Genomic DNA, 22,620 nt, shown 5'->3' with positions numbered 1-22,620 from the left:
CTTCTTCGTTTTGCTCGCGGAGTGATTGCGCTTTCGTGTCGATCTAGAAACCTGTTACCGCTCCGCCGGGAACCGATACAAGACTGTGTGACGCGTGGGACTCAGCCGTAACGCAGGGCTTCCTGCCAGCGACATTTCCCTCCGAACACCAGCCTGGGGGAGACGAAGGAGTACCCGTGGACGACCTGATCGCCTTTCTCGCCGCGCGTGTGGGGCAACGCCAGGCGTTGATCATGCAGGCGGTCAAGAAAACCGAGATCAACGAATCGCTCAATCGTGGTGAGACCAAGGTCGTCATCGAAAAGAAGATCCGCTCGCTCAACGACGTCGAACTCGACGCGGTCAATCAGATGATCAACGAGATCGAGGCGACCCGGCGGCTCCTGCAGGCGCATCGCACCACGGTCTCGGAGAAGGTCCCGGGATTTCCCTTGTACGGCAACGAGTACTGGTGCGAAACCTGCCATGTGCCCGCCGACGAGGCCGGGACGAACTGGTGCCTGACGCTGCGGTTGCTGGCCCTGCCGCACGCCGACCACCCGGACTACAGCGAGCGTTGGCGCCCCTGAGCGGGGAATGCCCGCCGGGTCCGGGCGCGTTGACCCGAGCGTGATCACGCTTTCGGTACTGGACCGGTCCCCGACCCGTCGCGGTGGCGACGCGCCCCGCGCCCTGCGGGACACGGTCGCGTTCGCGCGGGACATCGAAGCGCTGGGCTATCACCGGTTCTGGGTCTCCGAACACCACAGCGTGCCCGGCGTCGCCGGTTCGGCGCCCACGGTGCTGGCGGCCGCGGTCGCCTCGGCGACCGAGCGGATCCGCGTCGGCACCGGCGGCGTGATGCTGCCGAACCACCGGCCGCTCGTGGTCGCGGAGCAGTTCGGCGTGCTCGAATCGCTCTTCCCGGGCCGGATCGACATGGGGCTGGGCCGGTCGGTCGGGTTCACCGGCGGGGTCCGGCAGGCGCTCGGGCACGAGAAGGACGACGCGGACCGCTTCGGCGAGCAGGTTCGCGAGCTGCTGGGCTTCCTCGCGGGCGATCAGATGACGTATCCAGGGGTGCACGCCATTCCCGCGGAAGGACTGCGCGTGCCCTCGTTCCTGCTGGCCACCGGTGCCGGGGCGCGGCTGGCCGCGGAACTGGGGCTGCCGCTGGTGATCGCGCCGGTCCGGGGTGAGGGACCGCTGCTCGAAGCCATCGAGGGCTATCGCTCCGGGTTCCGCCCTTCCGCACAGACGTCGCGGCCGTATGTCGTGGTGTCCACGGCGATCGCGGTCGCCGAGACGGCCGAACGGGCCCGGCGGTTGCTGATCCCCGAAGCGTGGTCGACGGTCTACTCGCGGACGCATGGCGTCTTTCCACCGCTGTCGCCGGTGGAAGAGATCCTCGCCGGACCGATGTCGGACCGCGATCGGGAACGGCTGGACCGGGCGCTCGACGGCCAGATCGCGGGTACCCCGGACGAGGTGGGCGACCGGCTGGACGACCTCGTCGCGAAGACCGGCGCCGACGAGATCCTGGTGACCACGAGCACCTTCGACCAGGCCGAGCGGCTGGATTCCTACCGCGCGCTGGCGGAGGTCGCCGAGCGGCGGAGCCTCGCCGCGGTGTCGTGACTCTTGCTAGTGTCACGGGCATGACTGCCGGGTCGGCCTTGTGCCGTGAGCGGACGGGTTCCCCGGCCGCCGCTTGATCTCCGCGCGGGCCCGAAGCCCGCCTCCACGTGTGTCCCCTGTTGTGGACCATGCGTGGAGAGGAGGTGAATCGCATGTCTCCCACCGAAAACTGGCGCGAGTTCGTCGCCGCGCACGCCGATGGCGGCGTCTTGGACGGCGTCGTCACGAGAGTGCTGCCCTTCGGCGCGTTCGTCGAAGTGACCCACGGGATGGAGGGGCTGCTGCCGACCGTCGGCGGAACCGGCCCGCTCACCGCCGGCGCGAACGTCGCCGTGCGGCTGGACAAGCTGGACGTCCAGAACCGGCGGTTCAGCCTGATCCTGGCCTGAGTCAGAGGCGCAAAAGAAGCTGGGTGAGCATGCGCTGTGCGGGGTCGTCCAGGTCGATCCCGGACACCTCGCCGGCGCGGCGCACCCGGTAGCGGACGGTGTTCGGGTGGATGTTCAGCTCGCGCGCCGCGCGCCGGACGTCGCCGAAAGCGTCGAGGTAGGCGAGTACCGCGGGGACCAGGATGCCGCCGTGTTCGGCGTCGTGCGCGATCAGTTCGGTCAGCCGCGGATCGCGGATCCTCGGTTGCTCGCCGAGGAACGCGAGCACCTCCGAGAGCAGGACTTCGGCGCGGACGTCGGCCAGTGAGGCGACGTCCGCGGTCCCGTGCCCGCGCGCCATCGCCGCCAGTACGCGGTCCGCGTCGCCGCGCGAGGCCGCCGCGTCGGAAAGACGGGGTACGACACCGCCCAGCGCCGCGCGCACCCGGACGTCGAGATGCCGTCGCGCGGTGCCGGCGATTTCCTTGGCCAGCGCCAGGATCCGCGGTTCGGCGTGCTCGGGGAGGTCGGGAAGGAGCGCGTAGACCCTGCCGCCGATCACGCTCACCAGCGCGCTCCGCCGGTACGCGGCGGTGTGCACGGTGATCAGGTGCACCAGCTCCGCGCGCCGGAGTTGCCGGTCGGTGGCGGCCCGGTCGCGGGGCAGCGAGAACGCCAGCACCATGGCGGGTTTTCCGGGATCCGCGCCGATGTCGTCGGCGACGGACTCGGCGTCGAGGCGTCCGTCGAGCAGCCCCGCCAGCAGATCCTCGCGCAACCGGAGTTCCGGGCTGGGCAGCGTCCGGTGCCGGATCAGCTGCGGCGCGAGCGCCCGGCTCGCGCCGAGCAAGGCGACTTCCGCGCTTTCGGTGAGCGGTTGCGCGCCCTCCTGGACCCAGATCGTCCCCAGCGGCTGTGAGCCGGCGTGAATCCCGGCCGCGATCCGCCGCCGGATGCCGAGATCGGGCCGCTCGTCGATGCGGACGATGCCTTCACCGGCGCGCAGCCGCTGGTAGACACCCCATTCGCGCAGCATCGCGAGGTACCGTTCCGGACCTTCGCGGCCGAGGATCGAGAGCCTGCGCAGTTCGTCCACCTCGTCGCCCGCCCGCGAATAGGCCAGCACGCGGCTCGCGGTGTCTTCGATGCTGACCAGGCCGCCGGTCAGCGTCGCGATGGTCTGCGCGAGCGAGAACAGATCGCCCAGCACCTCGCCGCTGTCCGCCTCGCCACCCGCGCGCGCCGCGTCGACGACGCCCCTGGCCAGGGCTTCGACCTGCTCCCAGCGTGCCTCGTGGCCGACCTCGATCAGCGCGACCCCCGCGTCGGCCGCGACGTTCACGACGGCCGTGCCGTTCTTGACCGCGACGGCGGCCGCGCCGGAACGTCCCGCCGCCCGGATCGCGCCCGCGGCCACTCGCCCGCGAGCGCCGATCACCAGGACGAGATCACCCGGATGAGCGTCGGGCGGGTCCTCCGGATCGTGGATGACGACGTCTTCCACTCCGACGCCGAGCCCGCCCGGCGCCGCGAGCACCCTGACCAGCGGTTCCCCGAGTGTGGCGAGGATGTGCCGGAGGGAGGCGCCGGGTGTCGTCTGAGTAGTCGCTGTCATCACCGATTAAGCCGATCGGACAAGATGGTCACCCTGATTCTAGCCGGTTGAACAAGCCGCGACGGAGCCTTCCGGTCTACCGTTCGGGGTGAGACCTCTACCCGGCGAAGTGCAGTCAGGAGCAGTCAGTGGACGCCGTGACCCAGACCCCCGCCCCGAAGAACGAGCCGGTGCTGAACTACGCACCGGGCAGCGCTGAGCGCGCTGAACTCGAGGGCGCGCTCAAGTCGCTGGGCAACGCCGACCCCATCGACATCACCGCGACGATCGGTGGTGAGCAGCGCAAGGGCGGTGGCGAGAAGATCGAGGTCGTCCAGCCGCACAACCACAAGGCGGTGCTGGGCGTCATCCACAGCGCGACCGCGCAGGACACCCGCGACGCGATCGCCGCCGCCAAGGCCGCCGCTCCCGGCTGGCGCGCGCTGTCCTTCGACGACCGCGCCGCGATCATCCTGCGCGCCGCCGACCTGCTCGCCGGCCCGTGGCGCGCCAAGCTGAACGCCGCCACCATGCTCGGCCAGTCGAAGACCGCCTTCCAGGCCGAGATCGACTCCGCCTGCGAGCTGATCGACTTCTGGCGCTTCAACGTCGCCTTCGGCCGTCAGATCCTCGCGGAGCAGCCGGTCAGCTCGCCCGGGATCTGGAACCGGATGGAGCACCGCCCGCTCGAGGGCTTCGTGTACGCCATCACCCCGTTCAACTTCACCGCGATCTCCGGCAACCTGCCGACCGCGCCCGCGCTGATGGGCAACGTCGTGCTGTGGAAGCCGTCGCCGACGCAGAGCTACGCCGCGCACATGCTGATGCGGCTGCTCGAAGAGGCGGGCATGCCGCCGGGCGTCATCAACCTGCTGCCGGGTGACGGCAAGGCCGTCTCCGAGGTCGCCCTGACACACCGCGACCTGGCCGGGATCCACTTCACCGGCTCCACCGCGACCTTCCAGCACCTGTGGGCCACCGTCGGCGCCAACATCTCCGGCTACCGCACGTACCCGCGCCTGGTCGGCGAGACCGGCGGCAAGGACTTCGTGCTCGCGCACGCCTCAGCCGACGTCGATGTCCTGCGCACCGCGCTGATCCGCGGCGCCTTCGAGTACCAGGGCCAGAAGTGCTCGGCCGCGTCCCGCGCCTACGTCCCGCGTTCGCTCTGGGCGAGCCTGAAGGACGACCTGATCTCCGAGACCGAGGCCATCACCTACGGCGACGTCAACGACCTGGACAACTTCGGTGGTGCCGTGATCGACCGCCGCGCCTTCGACAAGCACGCCGCCGTGCTGGCCAGCGCCGCCGAGGACGCCGAGATCGAGGTCATCGCCGGTGGTACCGCCGATGACAGCGTCGGCTACTTCGTGCGCCCGACGATCCTGGTCTCGGACAACCCGGACCACGAGATCTTCCGCACCGAGTACTTCGGCCCGATCCTCGCGCTCCACGTCTACGACGACAGCACCGACGAGGGCTTCGACAACGTCTTGAAGCTGATCGACGAGACCGCCGACTACGCGCTCACCGGCGCGGTCATCGCGAACGACCGCACGGCCGTCGCCAAGGCGTCCGAGGCGCTGCGCTTCGCCGCCGGCAACTTCTACGTCAACGACAAGCCGACCGGCGCGGTCGTCGGCCAGCAGCCCTTCGGCGGCGGTCGCGCGTCCGGCACCAACGACAAGGCCGGTTCGGTGTTCAACCTGCTCCGCTGGACGAGCCCGCGCTCGGTCAAGGAGACCTTCGTTCCGCCCACCAGCGTCCGTTACCCCCACCAGGGCTGAGATCCAGGAGTCCGTGATGTTGCGTGCCCCGTTGCTCGCCGCCGCTCGATCCCAGCGGATGCGCAAGCTGGTCGAGGTCGTCCCCGCCACCCGATCGGTGGTGAGCCGGTTCGTCGCCGGTTCGAAGACGCCCGACGCCGCCCGGGTGGTCCGCGAACTGGCCGACGACGGTCTCCGGGTCACCCTCGACCACCTCGGCGAGGACACCACCGACGCCGAGCAGGCCGCGACGACCGTCCGCGCCTACGAGGAGCTGCTGACCGCGCTGGCGGCCGACGGCCTCGCGTTCGGCGCGGACGTCTCGGTGAAGCTGTCCGCCGTGGGCCAGTTCCTGCCCGTCGACGGCGAGAAGGTCGCGCTGGAGAACGCCCGCAAGATCTGCGCGGCGGCCGAAGCGGTCGGTGCCACGGTGACCCTCGACATGGAGGACCACACCACCACCGATTCGACGCTGGGCATCCTGCGGGAACTGCGCACCGAGTACCCGTGGGTGGGCGCGGTGCTGCAGGCCTACCTGCGGCGCACCGAGCAGGACTGCCGCGACCTGGCGACGGAAGGCTCCCGTGTCCGGCTGTGCAAGGGCGCGTACGCCGAACCCGAAGAGGTCGCGTTCCAGGACAAGTCCGAAGTGGACAAGTCCTACGTGCGCTGCCTGAAGATCCTCATGCAGGGCAAGGGTTATCCGATGGTCGCCTCGCACGACCCGCGGATGATCGCGATCGCCGAGAAGCTCGCGACGGACGCGGACCGCAAGGCGGACGACCACGAATTCCAGATGCTGTACGGGATCCGTCCCGAAGAGCAGCGCCGGATCGCGGGTGCCGAGCTGACGATGCGCGTCTACGTCCCCTACGGCGACGAATGGTACGGCTATTTCATGCGCAGGCTGGCGGAACGCCCGGCGAACCTGGCGTTCTTCCTGCGCGGACTCGCCACCCGGGGCTGACCCGGTCCCCGGTGGCACGGTTCCGCTGAAGTACAAAGGGGCCCTTCCCGGCGAAATCCGCCGGGAAGGGCCCCTTCTTCATGCTTGTCAGGCCTCTTGGGCCTCTTCCTTGAGCTTGTCCATGTCGATGTCGCGCGCCTGCTGGATGAGGTCTTCGAGCGTCTTCTCCGGCAGCGCGCCCGGCTGGGCGTAGATCACCGTCTTGTCGCGGATCACCGCGAGCGTCGGGATCGAGCGCACGTCGAACGCGGCGGCCAGTTGCTGCTCGGCTTCGGTGTCGACGCTCGCGAACACGATGTCGTCGTGGTTTTCCGACACCTTCTCGTAGGTCGGCGCGAACTGACGGCACGGCATGCACCAGCCAGCCCAGAAGTCGATGATCACGAAGTCGTTCTCGGAAACGACCTGATCGAAGTTGGCGGCGGTCAGCTCCACAGTGCTCATGCCCGGCGTAACGAATCGGGAGGGACGCGCATTCCCGTGAATGCGCGTAGCGTCTCGGATGGAGCAACCCAGGTTTCGCGGGAGGTGCGTATGGCCGACGGTGACATCCTCAGCCGGATCGACGAGCTGGTCAGCGAGGAGCACGAACTTCGTTCGCGGGCGATCGGCACCGGGCTGACCTCGGACGACCGGTCCCGGCTCGCGAGTGTGGAACAGCAGCTGGACCAGTGCTGGGACCTGCTGCGGCAGCGGCGGGCACGCGTCGAGTTCGACGAGGATCCGGACCAGGCTTCGGCAAGGCCCGTCAGCGAGGTGGAGTCTTACCGGCAGTAGCGGGTGCTGGGTCTCGTGAGTGGCGAAGACGGTTCTAACCGTCCTTACCGCTCACGAGTCGTTCAGGCGGGGCAAAGGGTCCCGTCGGCGGGGATCTTCCCGTCGATCAGGAAGGCCCGGGTCGCGTCCGCGACGCAGGGGGAGAGGCTCAGGGCGCCGTGCCCGGCGCCCTGCCAGGTGATCGTCACCGCGCTCGGCATCTGGTCGACAGCCCGGCCGGTGCCCTGCTCCGGCGTGACCGGGTCGGTCGCGGTGCCCGCGACGAGGATCGGCGGAGCGCCCGGCGCGCCCGCGGGCGGGAGCGGTTCACGACGCACGGGCCATGGGCTGCACCAAGCCAGTTGCTGCGCGGCGAAGACACCGAACTGCGGGTACTTGTCGCGCAGAGTCGTGGTCACGCGCGTGAGTTCCTCGGCAGAGAGCCGGGTCGCACTGTCGTTGCACTTGGTCGCGAGCGTGCCGTCCAGCCGCGAAGGCCGCGCCCGGGAGTCCTTCAGCACCGGTTCGGCGAACGCCGCCAGCGGCGTGACATCGCCGGTCTGCGCGGTCTTGAGCGCCTCGGCGAGTTCGACCCAGCGCGAGCGCTGCGTGAGCCCGGAGTAGATGGCGTACAGCGCGATCCCCGGGGTGATCTCCGCGCCGTCGGTGGTCGTCGCGGAGGCGGAGCGGAGCCGGTCCGCGACGGCGGTCACGGCCGAGCGGGCGTCGCCGATCGGGCAGCCCCTCGCGATGCAGTCGGCGCCGAACGCGTCGAGGGTGGCCTGCGCGCTCGCGGCGACGGACTCCTGTACGGCGGCCGCGTCGGGGGCGGGGTCGGGCAGCCCGTCGAGCATGACCCGGCCGACCTGGGCCGGGAACCGCACGGCGTATTCGGCGAGGACCTTCGACCCGTCACCGCGGCCCAGCGCGTGCAGCTTGTCCAGTCCCAGTTGCTCACGGAGTTCCTCAAGGTCACCCGCGGCACGCCAGCTGTCCATCGCGACCTGGGAGTCGTCCAGTTCGATGGCGCACTGCTGACCAGCCTTGCGCGCCGCGTCGACGACGCCTTCGAGGTCGGCGGCCGCCGGATCGCCGCCGAGCAGATCGGTGCGGATCTCCGCCGGGATGCACTGCACCGGCGCGGACGACCCGGTCCCGCGCCGGTCCACGCCGATCAGGGAGAACTTCTGCAGGAACTCGGGCGGCAGCGTCGCGGCCAGCCGCGCGGCGTACAGCGACCCCGGCTCACCGTCGACGTCGTTGACCAAGACGAGCGGGATCGGCCCGCCGCCGGTCTTGACCACCGACAGCCGCGAGAGCCCGCGACCCGGCAGGTCCGGCGCGTCGAGCGTGGTGGGCACCCTGGCGCAGGAGAACTTCAGCGTGTCCGGCACGGACGGCTGTCCCAGCCGCTGCCGGGTCGCTTCGTCGCAGTCCTCCCATTTGATGGACGGAGACCGCGGTTCGGCGAGCGGCGGCAGCGGTACCTGCTGCGCCGTCGTCTGGCCGCCGGGATCCGGCTTGCCGTCGTTGTCGATCACCGCCGGCCGGACCGACGGTCCCGCCGTGCAGCCCGCGAGCACGGCCGTCACCACGGTGGTCATCAGGAACAGCCGTGGCCTGCGGCGGACGGTGCTGGCGGGGCGCACGGGCTGGTCCTCACTTTCCGGGCATGACAAAAGCTCGTGGTGAGCTTCGCAGGTCGGGTGTTTGACCTCGGTTAGCGGGTGCGTTTGACCTCGCCGCGGAACACCGCGTCCAGGTCGTAGCGGGCGACCTCGTCGAGCTGGGCGTAGGTGCAGGAGTCCGGTTCGCGGTCGGGGCGCCAGCGTTTGAACTGCGCGGTGTGGCGGAACCGCGACGGATACCCGCCTTCCGTGTGCTCGTAGCCGACCTCGACCACCTTTTCCAGCTTCACCGGCACCCACGGGGCTTCCTTGGACTTCCACCGGGTGATCCCGCCCGGGATCCGCTGGTGCTCCCGCACGTTGTCGCCCAGCCAGGGGTGATCGGCGCCGTCGGTGATCAACGGCGCCAGTTCCTCGGCCAGTTCACGCCGGCGGGTGACCGGGAACGATCCGACGACACCGGGGTGGTGCAGCACCCCGTTCTCGTCGTAGAGCCCGAGCAGGAACGAGCCGACCATCTCTCCCGGTTCGCCGTCGACGTGCCAGCGCAGCCCAGCGAGCACGCAGTCGGCGGTGCGCGAGTGCTTGTACTTCAGCAGCACGCGTTTGCCGGGCGTGTACGGCTCGTCGAGCGGTTTGCCGATGACACCGTCGAGTCCCGCGCCCTCGAACAGTTCGAACCAATGCCGCGCGATCGCCGGATCCGCGGTGGCCGGGGTCAGGTGGATGCCGTCGGAGGCCAGTTTCTCCAGCCGTTCCCGCCGCTTCGACGTCGGTTCGTCCAGATAGGACTCGTCGCCGAGCGCCAGCAGGTCGAACGCGACGAACTCGGCCGGGGTCTGTTCCGCCAGCAGCTTGATGCGGCTTTCGGCGGGGTGGACACGGTCGGTGAGCGCGTCGAAGTCCAGCTTCCCGCCCCTGGCGACCACCAGTTCGCCGTCCAGCACGATCCGCTCGGGCAGTGCCGCCTTCAACCGCTCGACGACCTCGGGGAAGTACCGGTTGAGCGGCTTCTCCGACCGTGACTGCAGGGTCAGTTCGTCACCGTCGCGGAACACCAGGCAGCGGTACCCGTCCCACTTCGGCTCGAACAGCAGCCCGCCGGAATCGGGGATCGCCTTCGCCGGTTTGGCGAGCATCGGTTTGACCGGCGGTGTCAAGGGAAGCGACATGACGGCCATTCTTGCCGCATCGGCGTGGTCAGCGCACCCGTTGCGGTGCCGTCGTGTCGAGTTCGATCCGGACGGCGGTCGGCAGGACGTCCACCCCGAGCGATTCCCGCGCGCGGGCCAGCACGGTGAGGTCGAGCTGCTCCCAGACCCGTTTCAGGTCGGTGCCCTCGACGAGCCAGAGCGTGATCCGCAGGGCCGGGTTCTCCTTGTCGCCGACCGCGCGGACCCGGGCGTGCCCGACCCCGTCGACCGTCTCGGCGTCGAGGCGGACGGCCTCGGAGATGGCCGAAGAGGTCACCACGAGGTCGTCGTCGAGTTCGAGGTCCGGACGGCCTTCCGGGCGCAGTGACCGGAAGAACCACCACAGGCCCAGCCACAGCAGGAGGACACCGAGCACGATCGCGCCGATCCGGGCGGCGAGCGCGTGCTGCGACAGCCAGGCGAGAGCGATCGGATCGACGAGCGGCCGGCCGGCGCGGTACGTGCCGAGCCAACCCGCGCCGACCACGAGCACCGCTGCACCGCCGAGCACCGCGAGGAGTCCGATGAGGACGGTCAGCGTCCGTTCCGTGCCGGTGGACCGGCCGAGTGCTTTGGCGGAGACCGAACGGGTCATCGGCGGTCCTTCGGGGAGTCGACGACGACCGACACCTTCGGCCGCCGCACCAGGGGGACGTCGTCGAGCAGACCGGAGACCGTCTCCAGCAGCCGCGGCCGCAGCTCGCCTTCGGTTTCCAGCCTGCTCGTCGCGCGGACACGGATCTTCTTGGCGGTGGCCGTGACCTTCGCGCCCGCGACGTTGTCCTGCGCGCGCACGGTCACCCCGACCAGTCTCGCCAGCGAACGCGGCGACGTGGTCACGCTGACCTCGTTCGCCGGATCGGTCAGCCGGATGGCGCGCCGTCCGGCCGAGGCCGCCGCGAGGATCAGCAGCAACCCCACGACCGCGACGGCGATCGCGAGGTACCGGACCGTGGAAGCACTCCAGGACAGTTGCGCGAGCCTGTCCCGCCAGTCGTCCCACGGGACGAACAGCGGCCCCCGCCCCGGCCGCCACCAGCCCCAGCCGACCTCCAGCGCCAGCAGGACCCCTGCGGCGGCCAGCGCCAGCCCGATCAGGGCCGACAGCAGGCGGACGATCAAACGCATACCGGTTGCTCCTTCTAGCGGACGCGGGGCGCGATGTCGGGCAGGAGCGCGGAGACCGTCACCGAGATGTCCCGGACCTGGTACGAGGTGATCCGCTCGACCTCCTCGGTGACCTTGGCGCGCAGGTCGCCGACGATCCGCCGCACCGGCGCCGGATAGTTCAACGCCACGTCGAGCACGAGGTCGACGTCGTTGCCCTCGCCGCCGACCTTCGCGCTCGCGCCGTGTGTCCCCAGCCCGAGTCCGGCGATCCGCCGCTCGGCGCGCGTGGTGCCGTCGACCTGGTCCGCGGCGTGCTGCGCGATCTTGCGGACCACGGACGGCGCGATGGTGAGGGTGCCGCGATCGTCGAGGTCGCCGGGGCCGGGCGGGACGGTCATTTGTCGCGGCCCCGGCCGAACAAGTCGCCGAGGTCGAGTTCGCCGTCGAGCACGCGGCCGAGGACGAGGCCGATGACGCCGACGGCCAGCGTCACCAGGAACGCGGTGAAGCCCTGTGTCGCGGCGAGGCCGAGGATGAGGCCGGCGAGCAGGCCGGTCTGGGTCCCGTTCATCACTCGACCCGCGAGGTCTCGGTCTCGCCGCCGTTCTCGTCGGGCAGGTGGATGTCGTTGACCGCGATGTTGACCTCGATCACCTCGAGACCGGTGATCTGCTCGACCTGGCCGATCACGTTGCGGCGCACCGCCCGCGCGACGTCGACGATGCGGGCGCCGTACTCGACGACCACGTCGAGGTCGATCGCCGCCTGCTTCTCGCCGACCTCGACCGAGACACCGGACGTGGTGACCGTGCCGGAGCCGGGGATGCGCTCGCGGATCGCGCCGAAGGCCCGTGAGACCCCGCCGCCCAGCGCGTGGATCCCGGTCACCTCGCGGGTGGCGAGACCCGCCACCTTCTGCACCACCACCGACGAGATCGTGGTCTTGCCGGCGGCTCCTTCCTCGTTGAGGGACGATCCCGACCCAGCCCCCAGCGAGGGGGTGTCGGGCTTGCTCGCGCTCGGCTGCGCCATGAAGTTCGCTCCTTCTCGGCCTGTGCCGCGCGACCTGCGCGCGCGGCGGTCCCTACGCTCTCACCGACCGGGACACGCGCGCATGCCGAGTCGTCACGCGGTGTCCCCCGGATGGGGTAATCAGTTCTGGGACGGCCTTCGAGGCGTGGCGCCGAACTCGCGTGATCGGAGACGGATCTCGCGTGCTTGAAGGCCGAACTCGCGTGATCAGAGGCCGCACACCCGAGTGCGGCGTCCAGTCACGCGTGATCCGCCTTTAAGCACGTCAGTTCGGCGTCCGATCACGCGAGTCACGACTTTCGAACCTGGGTTCAGTCCGGATGCACGTCGACGACGTGGACGTTGATCGCGGGCGGGGCCGACCCGAGCTGACCGGTCAGGGCCGCGCCGACCCGGTGACGCAACAGCTCCACGACGGCCGCTTCGACGCCGAACCGGATCGTCACCAGCACCTGGAGCACGTCCTCTTCGAGCGCGACGGCCGACACGTGGACCCCGCCGAGGTCGCGGCCGATCTCGGCGGCGAGGCTTCTGGTCATCAGCACCAGCGCCCGTTCCGACACCTGGGTCTTCCCACCCGACGAGGGCAGATCGAGCGGGGCGGTGGTGTGCCTGCCGCGGACGCCGCCGACCGAGCGGAGCACCCGTTCGACGAGCCCCGGCGGCGTCGGCACCGGACGGCTCGCGGCGGCGCGCACCTGCTGCCACCGGGGGTCGTCGCGCGGATCCTCGCTCATCACCGTTCCCCGGATCGGAAGTTGTCGCCGAGTTTCGCCAGCAATGCCACCCTCGCGCGGTGCAGGCGGGCGCGCAGAGCGGGCACACTGACTTCCAGCACCTCGGCCACCTCGTCGTAGGTCAACCCTTCGAATTCTCGCAGAATCAGCGGGATCCGCTGGCCGACGTCGAGTTCGGCGATCGCGCGCAGCACCGTGCCGACCTGTTCGGCGCTCACCACGTGACCCTCCGGACCTGGTACGACACCCGCGTCGCCCTCGTCGAGCGGAACGGTCGGTTTCCGGCGCCGGACCTGGCGCAGGGCACCGTTCGTCGTCACCCGGTAGAGCCAAGTGGACACCGCGGACTCGTACCGGAACCCGGGCAGCGCGCGCCACGCGGAGAGCCAGGCCTCCTGGACGACGTCCTCGGCTTCCGACGTGCTGCCGGTGATCCGCAGCGCCACGCGGTACATCCTGGCCGTGTGCCGCCGGACCAGCGTGTCGAAGGCGGCGTGGTCCCCGCCGGCGGCCCTGGCCGCCAGTTCCTCGTCCGGAACCGGCGCGGCCTCGCTCACCCGCCCTCCCGGCGGCGATAGCGCAGCATCGTGAAGCCGTCTTCGAAGAGGGCTGACGCGAGGTCCATCCGCCGCGGTTCCGGGGCCGGACGGCCGTGGGCGATCCGGCTCGCGCCCGCTCCCGCCAGCAAGGGGGCGACGGTGAGGCACAGCTGGTCGACGAGGTCGGCCGCGATCAGGTCGGCGAACAGCGCCGGCCCGCCCTCGCAGTCGACCCGGCGCAGCCCGCGCTCTCCCAGGAGTGCGAGCGCCCGGCGGAGGTCGACGTCGTCGGTCCCCGCGACGAGCACGTCGGCACCCGCGTCCTCCAGCGCGGCCCGGGGCGCCTTCTCGGTGGTGATGACGATCGGCGGGACCTTGGTGTCGGTGAACAACGGGCCCGCGGGGTCGAGTTCACCGGAACGGGTCACCACCGCGATCGGCGGGACCTCGGACAGCCCGAGCGAGACCCGTCGGGCGGCGCGTTCGGGAGTGACGCGCGCGCCGCGATAACCCTCCGCGCGAGCCGTGCCGGCGCCGACCAGGATCACGTCGGAGAGCAGCCGTCCCATCAGGAAGATCCGCTTGTCGGCGGGATGGGAAAGTCCCTCGGACAGCTCGTCGACCGCCACCGCGCCGTCCGCGGAGCTGACGAAGTTGACCTGGACCCAGGGACGGGTCAGGGCGGTCATGTCCTCGGGGTACCCGTAGAGCCGTTCGAGGTCGGCGTCGGAGACGGGTTCCGCCGGTGTCGTTGGCCACAAAAGCTGCACGCGAACATCCCAGCACGCGCCCGACGGCACCGCTGAGCGGGGGATACGCCCGGTCAGGGAGGGTGAACGGGCCACGCCGCTGCCGTTACTCTCGGCGAATGCCCGCCCGCCTGATCGATCGCCGTCCGGAGCTGTCCGCCGACGAGCTGATCACCGCGCTCGTCCCGCCGCCGAGGTTCGACGCGGTCCGGTTCTCCACCTACGTGCCCAACCCGGACGAGCCGAGCCAGGCCCAGGCCGTCGTCGACTGCGGCGCCTTCGCGAAGCGCGTGGCGGAAGCCTCGAACCGGAAGCCGAAGTCGAAGCTGCGCGCGTTGTTCGGCGGCGGTGACGAGGCACCGTCCGGGCCCATGGGGCTGTACCTCGACGGCGGCTTCGGCGTCGGCAAGACGCATCTGCTCGCCTCGACGTGGCACGAGACGCCGTCGCCCAAGGCGTACGGGACGTTCGTGGAACTGACCCACCTCGTCGGCGCACTGGGTTTCGCCGAGGCGGTGCGGCGGCTCTCCGAGCACCGGTTCCTGGCGATCGACGAGTTCGAACTCGACGATCCCGGCGACACCATGCTCGTCACACGGCTGCTGCAGGAGCTGATCTCGGCCGGGGTCTTCGTGGCGGCGACCTCCAACACGCTGCCGGACAAACTCGGCGAGGGCCGGTTCGCCGCCGCGGACTTCCTGCGCGAGATCCAGTCGCTGTCCGCCCGGTTCGCCGTCTGCCGCGTCGATGGACCGGACTACCGCCACCGCGGCCTGCCGGACGCGCCGCCGCCCGCGAGCCTTCAAGAGCTGGAAGCCTCCGCCGCCGCGCACACCGGGTCCACCGCGGACGATTTCGACGCGTTGTGCGAGCACCTGGCCGGGCTCCACCCTTCGCGTTACGGAAGGCTCCTCGACGGCGTGTCCAGGGTGCACCTGCGCGACATCCACCCGGTCCCCGACCAGAACGTCGGACTGCGGCTGGTCGCCTTCGCAGACCGGCTCTACGACCGCGCGATCCCGCTGGTGGTCTCGGGCGAGCCGGTACCGGAGCTGTTCACCGAGGAGATGGTGAACGGCGGCTACCGCAAGAAGTACCTGCGCGCCGTCAGCCGTCTGACGGCACTGGCGCGCGACGCCGTGCAGCCCAGGTGAGCAGCACCCACGTCGCGCACACGGTCGCGACGGCGAACAGCGTGCCGCCCACGACATCGGTCAGGTAGTGGTATCCGAGGCCGATCATGCCGATCGTGACGCCGCAGAGCACCACCGCGCCCACCATCGAGATGACCGCCGTCGCGACGCCGGGGCGGGCGAGCAGGACGAGCACGGTCAGCACCGCGACCAGCGCGACGGTATGCCCGCTGGGATAGGCGAGGTAGGTGTACTTCCGGCGGTCGAAGAGCGGTTTGAGCACCCAGGTGTTCGCGAAGATCGCGATGAGCGGGCCCACGATGGTCAGCGCCGCTTCGAGCCTGCGCCGTCCGATCAGGCAGAGGACGGCGGCGAGGACCGCGACCGGGATCAGGACGTAGGCCTCGGTCGGCAGCGCCAGTAGCCGGAGAAGGCCGGAGTCGCGGCCGAAGGAGCGTTCCACCCACTTGACGGCGAGCTCGTCGGGGACGGAAAGGCCTTCGCCGGAGACCAGCACCCCGAGCACGACCATGATCACGGCACACGTCACCGCGACCAGCCCGTACGGCCCTCTTCCGCTCATCCGGCGAGATTACGTCACGGGCGATCAGCCCCGGAGGCGGACGGCCACGCAAGTAGGTGACTAATTGCGGAGGTCGTGGGGTTCAGAGGGCGGCGAAGGCCTCGTGGTCGGCTTCGGTCTGATCCGCGTATCGCACCGCGTAAGCCCCGATGGCCTCGTCGAGGTCTTCGTCGTCCTCGAAGTACCCCGCCAGCATCCGCGGGTGCAGTGACCGCGCGTGCGCCCGCGCCAGCAACGCGCCCGCCAGGCGGCCGTAGTCGTCGAGGTGGTTCTTCTTCAGCTCCGCCGGATCGATGTCGCCCTTGAGGTTCCGGAACTGCCGCACGATGTACGGGACACCGTCGATGGTCGTCCAGCCGAGCAGGATGTCGGTCTCGGCCTGCACGAGCCGCGCGCCCTCGACGATCCGGCGGCCCTCGTGCTCCGGAGCGGGCAGGCCGAGGAACGGCGCGAGCGCCGACGGGTTGGCCTGTTTCACTTGCAGGACAAGGTCTTCGCCGGAGTTCCCGTGCAGCAGCGCCACATAGCTGCGCAGTCCGACACTGCCGGTGCCGACCACCCGGAAGGCCACATCGGAGACCCGGTACCGCGAGATCAGCGTGCGCCGCGACTCGCGCAACGTGTCCACATAGGACACGAGTCCGGTCACGACGGCTTCGGCGGTCGCGTCGTCGACGTGTGTGAGCACCGGCGGGTCTTCGACGAAGCGGTGCCGTTCGAGGCCCGTCTCGTGGTCGTCGATCCGCCGGGTCCACTTCGCGGTGACCTTGGCGCTGGTGTTCTTCCGCGCCTTCTCGGCCGCTTCCTCGAAGTCGTCGATCAGGTCGTGCGCGCGGACCTTGCTCAGCACCGACGCGTCCGGCAGCGCGTTCCACGACCGCAGGAACGGCAGTTCCGCCAGCCCCCGGATGGTGCGCCGGTACGACTTCACGGCGTCTTCGGCGGCTTCACGGCAGCCTGATTCGCCGATGCCGCCCTCGCGTCCGGCCAGCACGAGACTCGCGGCGAGCCGTTTGAGGTCCCACTCCCACGGGCCCGGCACGGATTCGTCGAAGTCGTTGATGTCCATGACGATCTGGCCTTCGGGCGTGCCGTACAGCCCGAAGTTCGCGGCGTGCGCGTCCCCGCAGAGCTGCGCCGTCAGCCCGGACGCCGGCGAGCCCGCCAGATCGGCCGCCATCAGCCCGGCGGCCCCGCGGTAGAAGGTGAACGGCGACGCGAGCATGCGCTCGCGCCGCAGTTCCACCAGTTCCGGCAGGCGGCCTTCGTTGGTGCGCGCGAAGAACTCCGCCACACTCGGCCGCTCTTCGCCCGCCGCCGCGTGATCGTGCGCGGACGAAGGCGCCTCGTCCCGCAGCGCCTTGCCCCTCGCGAACCAGTCCTCGGGCGACACCGTCTCGGTGCCGACCAGCGGCCGCTCCACCCATTCCCGCGCGTTTCCCATGGACAGGCAACGTACAACCCGTCCGAAAGGTTCACCGGGTCTTGACGACCTCCGTGATCGCGTCGATACCGCGGTCGAGTTCCTCGCGGGTGATCACCAGCGGCGGCGCGATCCGCAGCGTGTGGTCGTGTGTCTCCTTGCACAGCACGCCGCGTTCGGCCAGCGCGATGGACGCCTCGCGGCCGGTCGGCCCACCGGGCGCGATGTCGACACCCGCCCAGAGGCCGCGGCCGCGGACCTCGGCGAGCCCGTCGCCGACCAGTTCGCCGAGCCGCGAGTGCAGGTGGGCGCCCAGTTCCCGCGAGCGCTCCTGGAACTCGCCGGTCTTCAGCAGCCCGACCACGGCCCGTCCGATCGCGCACGCGACCGGGTTCCCGCCGAAGGTGGAGCCGTGCTCACCCGGCCGCAGCACGCCGAGCACGTCCTTGCCGCCGACCACGGCCGACACGGGCATGATGCCGCCGCCGAGCGCCTTGCCCAGGGTGTAGACGTCGGCGCGGACGCCTTCGTGGTCGAGCGCGAGGACGGTGCCGGTGCGCGCGAGTCCGGACTGGATCTCGTCGGCGATCAGCAGGACGTTGTGCTCGTCGCACAGCCGCCGAGCTTCGGCGAAGTAGCCGGTGGGCGGCACGATCACGCCCGCCTCACCCTGCACCGGTTCGAGCAGGACCGCGGCGGTGCGCTCGGTGATGGCGTCGCGCAGCGCTTCGGCGTCGCCGTACTTGACGGTGACGAAGCCCGGCGTGAACGGGCCGAAGTCGGCGCGCGCGGTTTCGTCGGTGGAGAAGGACACGATGGTCGTCGTGCGGCCGTGGAAGTTGGAGCCGGCGACGACGATCTCCGCGGTACCGGCAGGGACGCCCTTGACCTGATACGCCCATTTCCGGGCGATCTTCACCGCGGATTCGACGGCTTCCGCGCCGGAGTTCATCGGCAGGGTCATCTCGGTACCGGTCAGCTTGGCGAGCTCCCGGCAGAACAGCCCGAGCTGATCGTGGTGGAAGGCGCGTGAAGTCAGCGTCACCCGGCCGAACTGCTCGATCGCGGCGGCGATGAGCCCGGGGTGGCGGTGCCCGAAGTTCAGCGCGGAGTAGCCGGAGAGGAAGTCGAGGTAGGTCTTGCCCTCCACATCGGTGACCGATGCGCCTTCGGCCGTGGCGATCACCACCGGCAGGGGATGGTAGTTGTGCGTGCTCCACTGCTCGTCGAGCGCGATGAAGTCGGCGGTCGTCATGCGTTCAGGTTAGATGCCCATCCACCTGCTTTCATCCGGGAAACGTTGCTTTGACACGTTATTCGTTGCGTATCGACTCCTTCGGGTGGCGAAATCGTGCACCGGAGTACTTGATCACCGTCAGGCGCGGGACCCGGACCGCGGTTATCGTCGCCGGATGGCGAAAAAGGACACCGTCTCCGTCCGGGACACGCTGAGGATCGGCAAGGGCGCCGAGCGGCACCATCCGGGCTCGTTCCCGATCGGGCCGGACAAGAAGCCCAAGGGACTCAAAGACCTCGCCGACGCTGGAGGCAGGCTCGCCGAGCTGCAGGAGGCCCTGTACGCGGAGGGCGTCGGCGGCGGGAACCGCAGTCTTCTGCTGGTCCTGCAGGGGATGGACACCTCCGGCAAAGGCGGCACGGTGGGACACGTTCTCGGCCTGGTCAACCCGATGGGCGTGCGGTACGCCGGGTTCAAGAAGCCGACCGCCACGGAGCGGCGCCACCACTACCTGTGGCGGATCCGCAAACAGCTCCCCGTACCGGGGCAGGTCGGCGTGTTCGACCGCTCCCACTACGAGGACATCCTGGTTCCGCGTGTCCAGAAACTGGTGCCCGCGGCGGAATGGCGCAAGCGCTACGCCGAGATCAACGCGTTCGAGAAGGAGCTGACCGAGGCCGGCACGACGATCGTGAAGGTCTTCCTCGACATCTCGCCGGAGGAGCAGCTCAAGCGGCTCAAGGCGAGGCTGGAGACCCCGGCGAAGTGGTGGAAGTACAACCCCGCCGACCTCGACGCGCGTGCCCAGTGGAACGACTACCAGAAGGCCTATGCCGACATCTTCGCCAAGACCTCCACGGCGGCCGCGCCCTGGTACGCCGTCCCTGCCGATCGCAAGTGGTACCGCAACTGGCTGGTCGCGCGGCTCCTGATCGAGACGATCGAGGAGATGGACCCGAAGTTCCCGCAGGCCGGGTTCGATCCTGAGACGGAACTGAAGAAGCTGGAAGGCGTTGGCGTCTCCGGTTGATCGTCTGAAAGAGTGCGGACGTGACCGACACCAGCCTCGAAGATCTCCCGTTCCTCCGCCGCCAGGCCCGTACCCAGCGTTTCACCCTCGGCGCGCCGAAAGAGTTCAAGGTCGCCCCGGACGGTTCCCGCATCCTGTTCCTGCGGTCCGGGTCCGGGACCGACCCGCGGCACAGCCTGTGGTCGTTCGACGTCGTGTCGGGCGAGGAGACGAAGCTGGTCGACGCGGCCGAGCTGCTGCCCGGTGAAGAGGACCTGCCTCCGGAGGAACGTGCCCGCCGTGAGCGCAGCCGGGAGACCGGCGGCGGCGTGGTCGGCTACGCGGTCGACGACGCCTTCACCGTCGCCGCGTTCTCGCTCTCGGGCAAGCTCCACACCCTCGACCTGGCCACCGGCGAGGTGTCGGTGCTGGTCGACGGCTCGGTCGTCGATCCGCGGCCCAGCCCGGACGGCACTCGCGTCGCCTACGTCCGCGACCGGCGCCTGCGGGTGATCGACCGGGCCACCGGCGAGGACCGCCTGCTCGTCGACGAAGCGGGTGACGACATCGCCTGGGGGCTCGCGGAGTTCATCGCGGCCGAGGAGATGGGCCGCACCCGCGGCTACTGGTGGTCGCCGGACGGGAAGAGCCTGCTGGCCGAACGGTCCGACCGGGCCGCCGTGCCGCGCTGGACGATCGCCGATCCGGCCAACCCGCAGTCGGCGGCCGACGTCGTCGCGTACCCGGCGGCGGGCACCACGAACGCGGACGTGACGCTGGCGGTCCTCGGCCTCGACGGCTCCCGCGTCGACGTCGTGAAGACCGGCTGGGAGTACCTGGCGGCGGTGCACTGGTCGGCCGCCGGCAAGCCGCTGCTGTCCGTCCAGTCGCGTGACCAGCGGAAACTGGAGATCCAGGCGGTCGACCCGGCGACCGGTTCGGTCGAGGTACTGCACACCGAGACCGACGAGCACTGGGTCGAGCTCGCCGCGGGCGTCCCGGCATGGACCACCGACGGCCGTCTGGTCCGCGAAAGCGCCGCCGAGGGCGACCACCGGCTGGTCGTCGGCGGGGTGGCCGTCACCCCGCCGGGACTGCAGGTGCGTTCGATCCTGCACGTCGGCGACGAGGTGCTGTTCAGCGCGTCGGAGGCCGATCCGACACAGATCCACGTCTTCCGCACCGAGGGCGGCGAACTCCGTCGGCTGTCCACTGAGGACGGTGTGCACGTCGGCTCCGGGAACGCTTCGCTGACCGTGCTCTCGTCGTGGAGCCTGGAGCGCAGCGGGCCGGTGGTGACCGTCGTGTCCGGTGAGAAGACGGTGGCGCGTATCGGTTCCTTCACCGTCGACCCGGACGTCGTGCCGAACCTGACCTGGCTGACGCTGGGGGAGCGGGGCCTGCGCGCCGCGCTGGTGCTGCCGACCGGGTACGAAGAGAGCGAAGGCAAGCTCCCGGTGCTGCTCGACCCGTACGGCGGACCGCACGCCCAGCGTGTCCTGCAGACCCGCAACGCCTTCCTGACCCCGCAGTGGCTGGCGGACCAGGGTTTCGCGGTGCTGGTCGCAGACGGTCGCGGGACACCCGGTCGCGGTTCCGCCTGGGAGAAGGAGATCGCGGGCAAACTCGCCGACGTCACGCTCGCCGACCAGGTCGACGCCCTGCACGCGGCGGCGGCGCTCCATCCGGAACTGGACCTGGAGCGGGTCGCGATCCGCGGCTGGTCCTACGGCGGCTACCTGTCCGCGCTGGCCGTGCTGCGCCGCCCCGACGTCTTCCACGCCGGGGTCGCGGGCGCCCCGGTGACCGACTGGTCGTTGTACGACACGCACTACACCGAGCGTTACCTCGGGCTTCCGCAGGAGGAAACGGCTTCGTACGAACACAACTCGCTGATCGCCGGCGCCGGTGACCTCTCGCGGGCGCTGCTGATCGTGCACGGACTGGCCGACGACAACGTTTTCGTCGCCCACTCGTTGCGCCTGTCGTCGGCCTTGCTGGCCAAGGGACGCGCGCACGTGTTCTTGCCGCTGGCCGGCGCGACGCATATGACGCCGCAAGCCGAAGAGGTCGCGGAGAACCTGATGCGCACGCAGGTGGACTGGATCGTGCGTGAGCTGTCCGGTGACGCGGTCAAGAGCGAGGAGAACGCATGAAACGGTGGGGCATCACCATTCCGCTGACCGGGGTGCCGCTCGCGGCGCACAAGGAGATGGTGCGGGAGTTGCCGGATCTCGGCTACACCGACGCGTGGTCGGCCGAGACGGCGGGCAACGACGCCTTCACACCGCTGGTGCTGGCTTCGCAGTGGGCGCCGCAACTGCGGCTGGGCACCGCGATCGTGCCGGTGTACACGCGCGGACCCGGTCTGCTGGCGATGAGCGCGGCGACCGTCGCGGAACTGGCGCCCGGCCGGTTCGTGCTCGGCATCGGCGCGTCGTCGCCGGTGATCGTGAAGAACTGGAACGCCGCGGAGTTCGAGGCGCCGTTCGCCCGCTCGCGTGACACTCTGCGCTTCCTGCGGTCGGCGTTGGCGGGGGAGAAGGTCACCGAGGAGTACGAGACGTTCTCCGTCAGCAAGTTCCGGCTGGAACGGCCCGCCGACCCGGCGCCGTCGATCATGCTCGCCGCGCTGCGGCCGGGGATGCTGCGGCTGGCCGCGAAGGAGGCCGACGGCGCCATCACCAACTGGCTCGCCGCCTCCGACGTGCCGAAGGTGCGTGCGGAGATCGGGCCGGACGTCGAACTGGCCGCGCGGATCTTCGTCTGCCCCACCGAGGACAAGGCCGCCGCGCGCGGGCTCGGCCGGATGCTCATCTCGAGTTACCTCACCGTGCCGGTGTACGCCGCGTTCCACGAATGGCTCGGCCGTGGCGAGGCACTCGCGCCGATGCACGAGGCGTGGGCCGCGGGCGACCGGCAGAAGGCGAACCAGGTCATTCCGGACGAGGTCGTCGACGACCTGATCGTCCACGGCAGCCTCGAGTCCTGCCGCGAGCAGGTGCGGTCCTATGTGGACAACGGGCTGACCACGCCGATCATCGCGTTGCTGCCGACGGGTGAGGATCCTTTCGCGCACGTGCGGGGTCTCGCTCCGCGCTGACGCCTCGTGAGTGGTAAGGACGGGTTACTGGTCAGGTGGTTGTGGGGTTGGTTGGTAGCCAGGGGTTTCCGGTGAT

Annotated in this window: 25 protein-coding genes; 10 read left to right on the top strand and 15 right to left on the bottom strand. The window is 70.2% G+C overall.

Annotation, left to right across the window (positions count from 1 at the left end):
* Window positions 1-176 precede the first annotated feature (176 nt).
* The 3 genes from H074_RS28390 to H074_RS28380 all read left to right on the top strand — a co-directional run bounded on the left by H074_RS28390 (window position 177) and on the right by H074_RS28380 (window position 2,006).
* A complete protein-coding gene (locus H074_RS28390) occupies window positions 177-569 on the top strand; it encodes a DUF6221 family protein (protein ID WP_007033517.1) in 393 nt (130 codons plus the stop codon).
* Between the two features lie 7 nt (window positions 570-576).
* Window positions 577-1,617, top strand: a complete 1,041-nt coding sequence (locus H074_RS28385) for an LLM class flavin-dependent oxidoreductase (protein WP_051072027.1) — start codon at window positions 577-579, stop codon at window positions 1,615-1,617.
* A 152-nt stretch (window positions 1,618-1,769) separates the two neighbouring features.
* Window positions 1,770-2,006 carry a S1 RNA-binding domain-containing protein gene (locus H074_RS28380; RefSeq protein ID WP_007033515.1) on the top strand — a complete coding sequence of 79 codons (237 nt, stop codon included), beginning with the start codon at window positions 1,770-1,772 and terminating at the stop codon, window positions 2,004-2,006.
* 1 nt (window position 2,007) lies between these two features.
* Here H074_RS28380 and H074_RS28375 read toward each other — a convergent pair whose 3' ends face one another.
* On the bottom strand, window positions 2,008-3,600 hold the full coding sequence (locus H074_RS28375; protein ID WP_085941029.1) for a PucR family transcriptional regulator: 1,593 nt from the start codon (window positions 3,598-3,600) through the stop codon (window positions 2,008-2,010).
* Between the two features lie 128 nt (window positions 3,601-3,728).
* Here H074_RS28375 and pruA point away from each other — a divergent pair, with 128 nt between their 5' ends.
* Window positions 3,729-5,366 (top strand): L-glutamate gamma-semialdehyde dehydrogenase, encoded by a 1,638-nt coding sequence (pruA, locus tag H074_RS28370; protein WP_007033513.1) that lies wholly within the window; start codon window positions 3,729-3,731, stop codon window positions 5,364-5,366.
* Window positions 5,367-5,382: 16 nt separating this feature from the next.
* Window positions 5,383-6,312 (top strand): proline dehydrogenase family protein, encoded by a 930-nt coding sequence (locus H074_RS28365; protein WP_007033512.1) that lies wholly within the window; start codon window positions 5,383-5,385, stop codon window positions 6,310-6,312.
* An 87-nt stretch (window positions 6,313-6,399) separates the two neighbouring features.
* Here the strand turns inward: H074_RS28365 and trxA are convergent, their stop codons facing one another.
* Window positions 6,400-6,756: a thioredoxin gene (gene trxA, locus H074_RS28360; protein WP_007033511.1), complete on the bottom strand. Its 357-nt coding sequence runs from the start codon at window positions 6,754-6,756 to the stop codon at window positions 6,400-6,402.
* A 90-nt stretch (window positions 6,757-6,846) separates the two neighbouring features.
* On the opposite strand from trxA, the gene H074_RS28355 reads away from it, so the two are divergent.
* Entirely contained in the window at window positions 6,847-7,089 is a 243-nt protein-coding gene (locus H074_RS28355) for a DUF2630 family protein (RefSeq protein ID WP_007033510.1), read from the top strand.
* A gap of 62 nt (window positions 7,090-7,151) precedes the next feature.
* Here H074_RS28355 and H074_RS28350 read toward each other — a convergent pair whose 3' ends face one another.
* The 10 genes from H074_RS28350 to H074_RS28305 form a co-directional block, all read right to left on the bottom strand.
* A complete protein-coding gene (locus tag H074_RS28350) occupies window positions 7,152-8,717 on the bottom strand; it encodes an alpha/beta hydrolase (protein WP_007033509.1) in 1,566 nt (521 codons plus the stop codon).
* A 71-nt stretch (window positions 8,718-8,788) separates the two neighbouring features.
* Entirely contained in the window at window positions 8,789-9,868 is a 1,080-nt protein-coding gene (locus H074_RS28345) for an ATP-dependent DNA ligase (RefSeq protein ID WP_007033508.1), read from the bottom strand.
* 28 nt (window positions 9,869-9,896) lie between these two features.
* The gene (locus tag H074_RS28340; RefSeq protein ID WP_007033507.1) at window positions 9,897-10,484 is read right to left on the bottom strand and encodes an Asp23/Gls24 family envelope stress response protein; all 588 of its coding nucleotides are present in this window, start codon (window positions 10,482-10,484) and stop codon (window positions 9,897-9,899) included.
* Window positions 10,481-11,017, bottom strand: coding sequence for a DUF6286 domain-containing protein (locus tag H074_RS28335; protein ID WP_007033506.1), 537 nt, complete (start codon window positions 11,015-11,017; stop codon window positions 10,481-10,483). Before H074_RS28335 ends, H074_RS28340 begins: the two co-directional genes overlap by 4 nt.
* 14 nt (window positions 11,018-11,031) lie before the next feature.
* Window positions 11,032-11,397, bottom strand: a complete 366-nt coding sequence (locus H074_RS28330; protein ID WP_007033505.1) for an Asp23/Gls24 family envelope stress response protein — start codon at window positions 11,395-11,397, stop codon at window positions 11,032-11,034.
* Window positions 11,394-11,570 carry a hypothetical protein gene (locus tag H074_RS41145; RefSeq protein ID WP_005157087.1) on the bottom strand — a complete coding sequence of 59 codons (177 nt, stop codon included), beginning with the start codon at window positions 11,568-11,570 and terminating at the stop codon, window positions 11,394-11,396. The genes H074_RS28330 and H074_RS41145 overlap by 4 nt, the downstream gene beginning before the upstream one ends.
* Entirely contained in the window at window positions 11,570-12,031 is a 462-nt protein-coding gene (locus H074_RS28320) for an Asp23/Gls24 family envelope stress response protein (protein WP_007033504.1), read from the bottom strand. Before H074_RS28320 ends, H074_RS41145 begins: the two co-directional genes overlap by 1 nt.
* Window positions 12,032-12,342: 311 nt before the next feature.
* Window positions 12,343-12,768, bottom strand: a complete 426-nt coding sequence (locus H074_RS28315) for a hypothetical protein (RefSeq protein WP_007033503.1) — start codon at window positions 12,766-12,768, stop codon at window positions 12,343-12,345.
* Window positions 12,768-13,325 carry an RNA polymerase sigma factor gene (locus tag H074_RS28310; RefSeq protein ID WP_007033502.1) on the bottom strand — a complete coding sequence of 186 codons (558 nt, stop codon included), beginning with the start codon at window positions 13,323-13,325 and terminating at the stop codon, window positions 12,768-12,770. The genes H074_RS28315 and H074_RS28310 overlap by 1 nt, the downstream gene beginning before the upstream one ends.
* Window positions 13,322-14,077 carry a pyrimidine reductase family protein gene (locus H074_RS28305; protein ID WP_007033501.1) on the bottom strand — a complete coding sequence of 252 codons (756 nt, stop codon included), beginning with the start codon at window positions 14,075-14,077 and terminating at the stop codon, window positions 13,322-13,324. Before H074_RS28305 ends, H074_RS28310 begins: the two co-directional genes overlap by 4 nt.
* 98 nt (window positions 14,078-14,175) lie before the next feature.
* Between H074_RS28305 and zapE the strand changes: the two genes are divergently transcribed.
* The gene (zapE, locus tag H074_RS28300) at window positions 14,176-15,210 is read left to right on the top strand and encodes a cell division protein ZapE (protein WP_007033500.1); all 1,035 of its coding nucleotides are present in this window, start codon (window positions 14,176-14,178) and stop codon (window positions 15,208-15,210) included.
* Here zapE and H074_RS28295 read toward each other — a convergent pair.
* From H074_RS28295 to rocD, 3 genes are all read right to left on the bottom strand, one after another.
* The gene (locus tag H074_RS28295; protein ID WP_007033499.1) at window positions 15,164-15,772 is read right to left on the bottom strand and encodes a phosphatase PAP2 family protein; all 609 of its coding nucleotides are present in this window, start codon (window positions 15,770-15,772) and stop codon (window positions 15,164-15,166) included. The genes zapE and H074_RS28295 overlap by 47 nt on opposite strands.
* 82 nt (window positions 15,773-15,854) lie before the next feature.
* The gene (locus H074_RS28290) at window positions 15,855-17,216 is read right to left on the bottom strand and encodes a DUF2252 domain-containing protein (RefSeq protein ID WP_007033498.1); all 1,362 of its coding nucleotides are present in this window, start codon (window positions 17,214-17,216) and stop codon (window positions 15,855-15,857) included.
* Between the two features lie 31 nt (window positions 17,217-17,247).
* A complete protein-coding gene (rocD, locus tag H074_RS28285) occupies window positions 17,248-18,450 on the bottom strand; it encodes an ornithine--oxo-acid transaminase (RefSeq protein ID WP_007033497.1) in 1,203 nt (400 codons plus the stop codon).
* A gap of 157 nt (window positions 18,451-18,607) precedes the next feature.
* On the opposite strand from rocD, the gene H074_RS28280 reads away from it, so the two are divergent.
* The 3 genes from H074_RS28280 to H074_RS28270 are packed head-to-tail and all read left to right on the top strand — an operon-like array spanning window position 18,608 to window position 22,544.
* Window positions 18,608-19,462: a PPK2 family polyphosphate kinase gene (locus H074_RS28280; RefSeq protein WP_007033496.1), complete on the top strand. Its 855-nt coding sequence runs from the start codon at window positions 18,608-18,610 to the stop codon at window positions 19,460-19,462.
* A 20-nt stretch (window positions 19,463-19,482) separates the two neighbouring features.
* Window positions 19,483-21,597, top strand: coding sequence for a S9 family peptidase (locus H074_RS28275; RefSeq protein WP_007033495.1), 2,115 nt, complete (start codon window positions 19,483-19,485; stop codon window positions 21,595-21,597).
* Window positions 21,594-22,544 (top strand): LLM class F420-dependent oxidoreductase, encoded by a 951-nt coding sequence (locus H074_RS28270; protein WP_007033494.1) that lies wholly within the window; start codon window positions 21,594-21,596, stop codon window positions 22,542-22,544. The genes H074_RS28275 and H074_RS28270 overlap by 4 nt, the downstream gene beginning before the upstream one ends.
* Window positions 22,545-22,620 lie beyond the last annotated feature (76 nt).

The organism is Amycolatopsis decaplanina DSM 44594 (assembly GCF_000342005.1).
GTDB lineage: Bacteria > Actinomycetota > Actinomycetes > Mycobacteriales > Pseudonocardiaceae > Amycolatopsis > Amycolatopsis decaplanina.
This window is presented reverse-complemented; position numbering and strand designations above follow the sequence as displayed.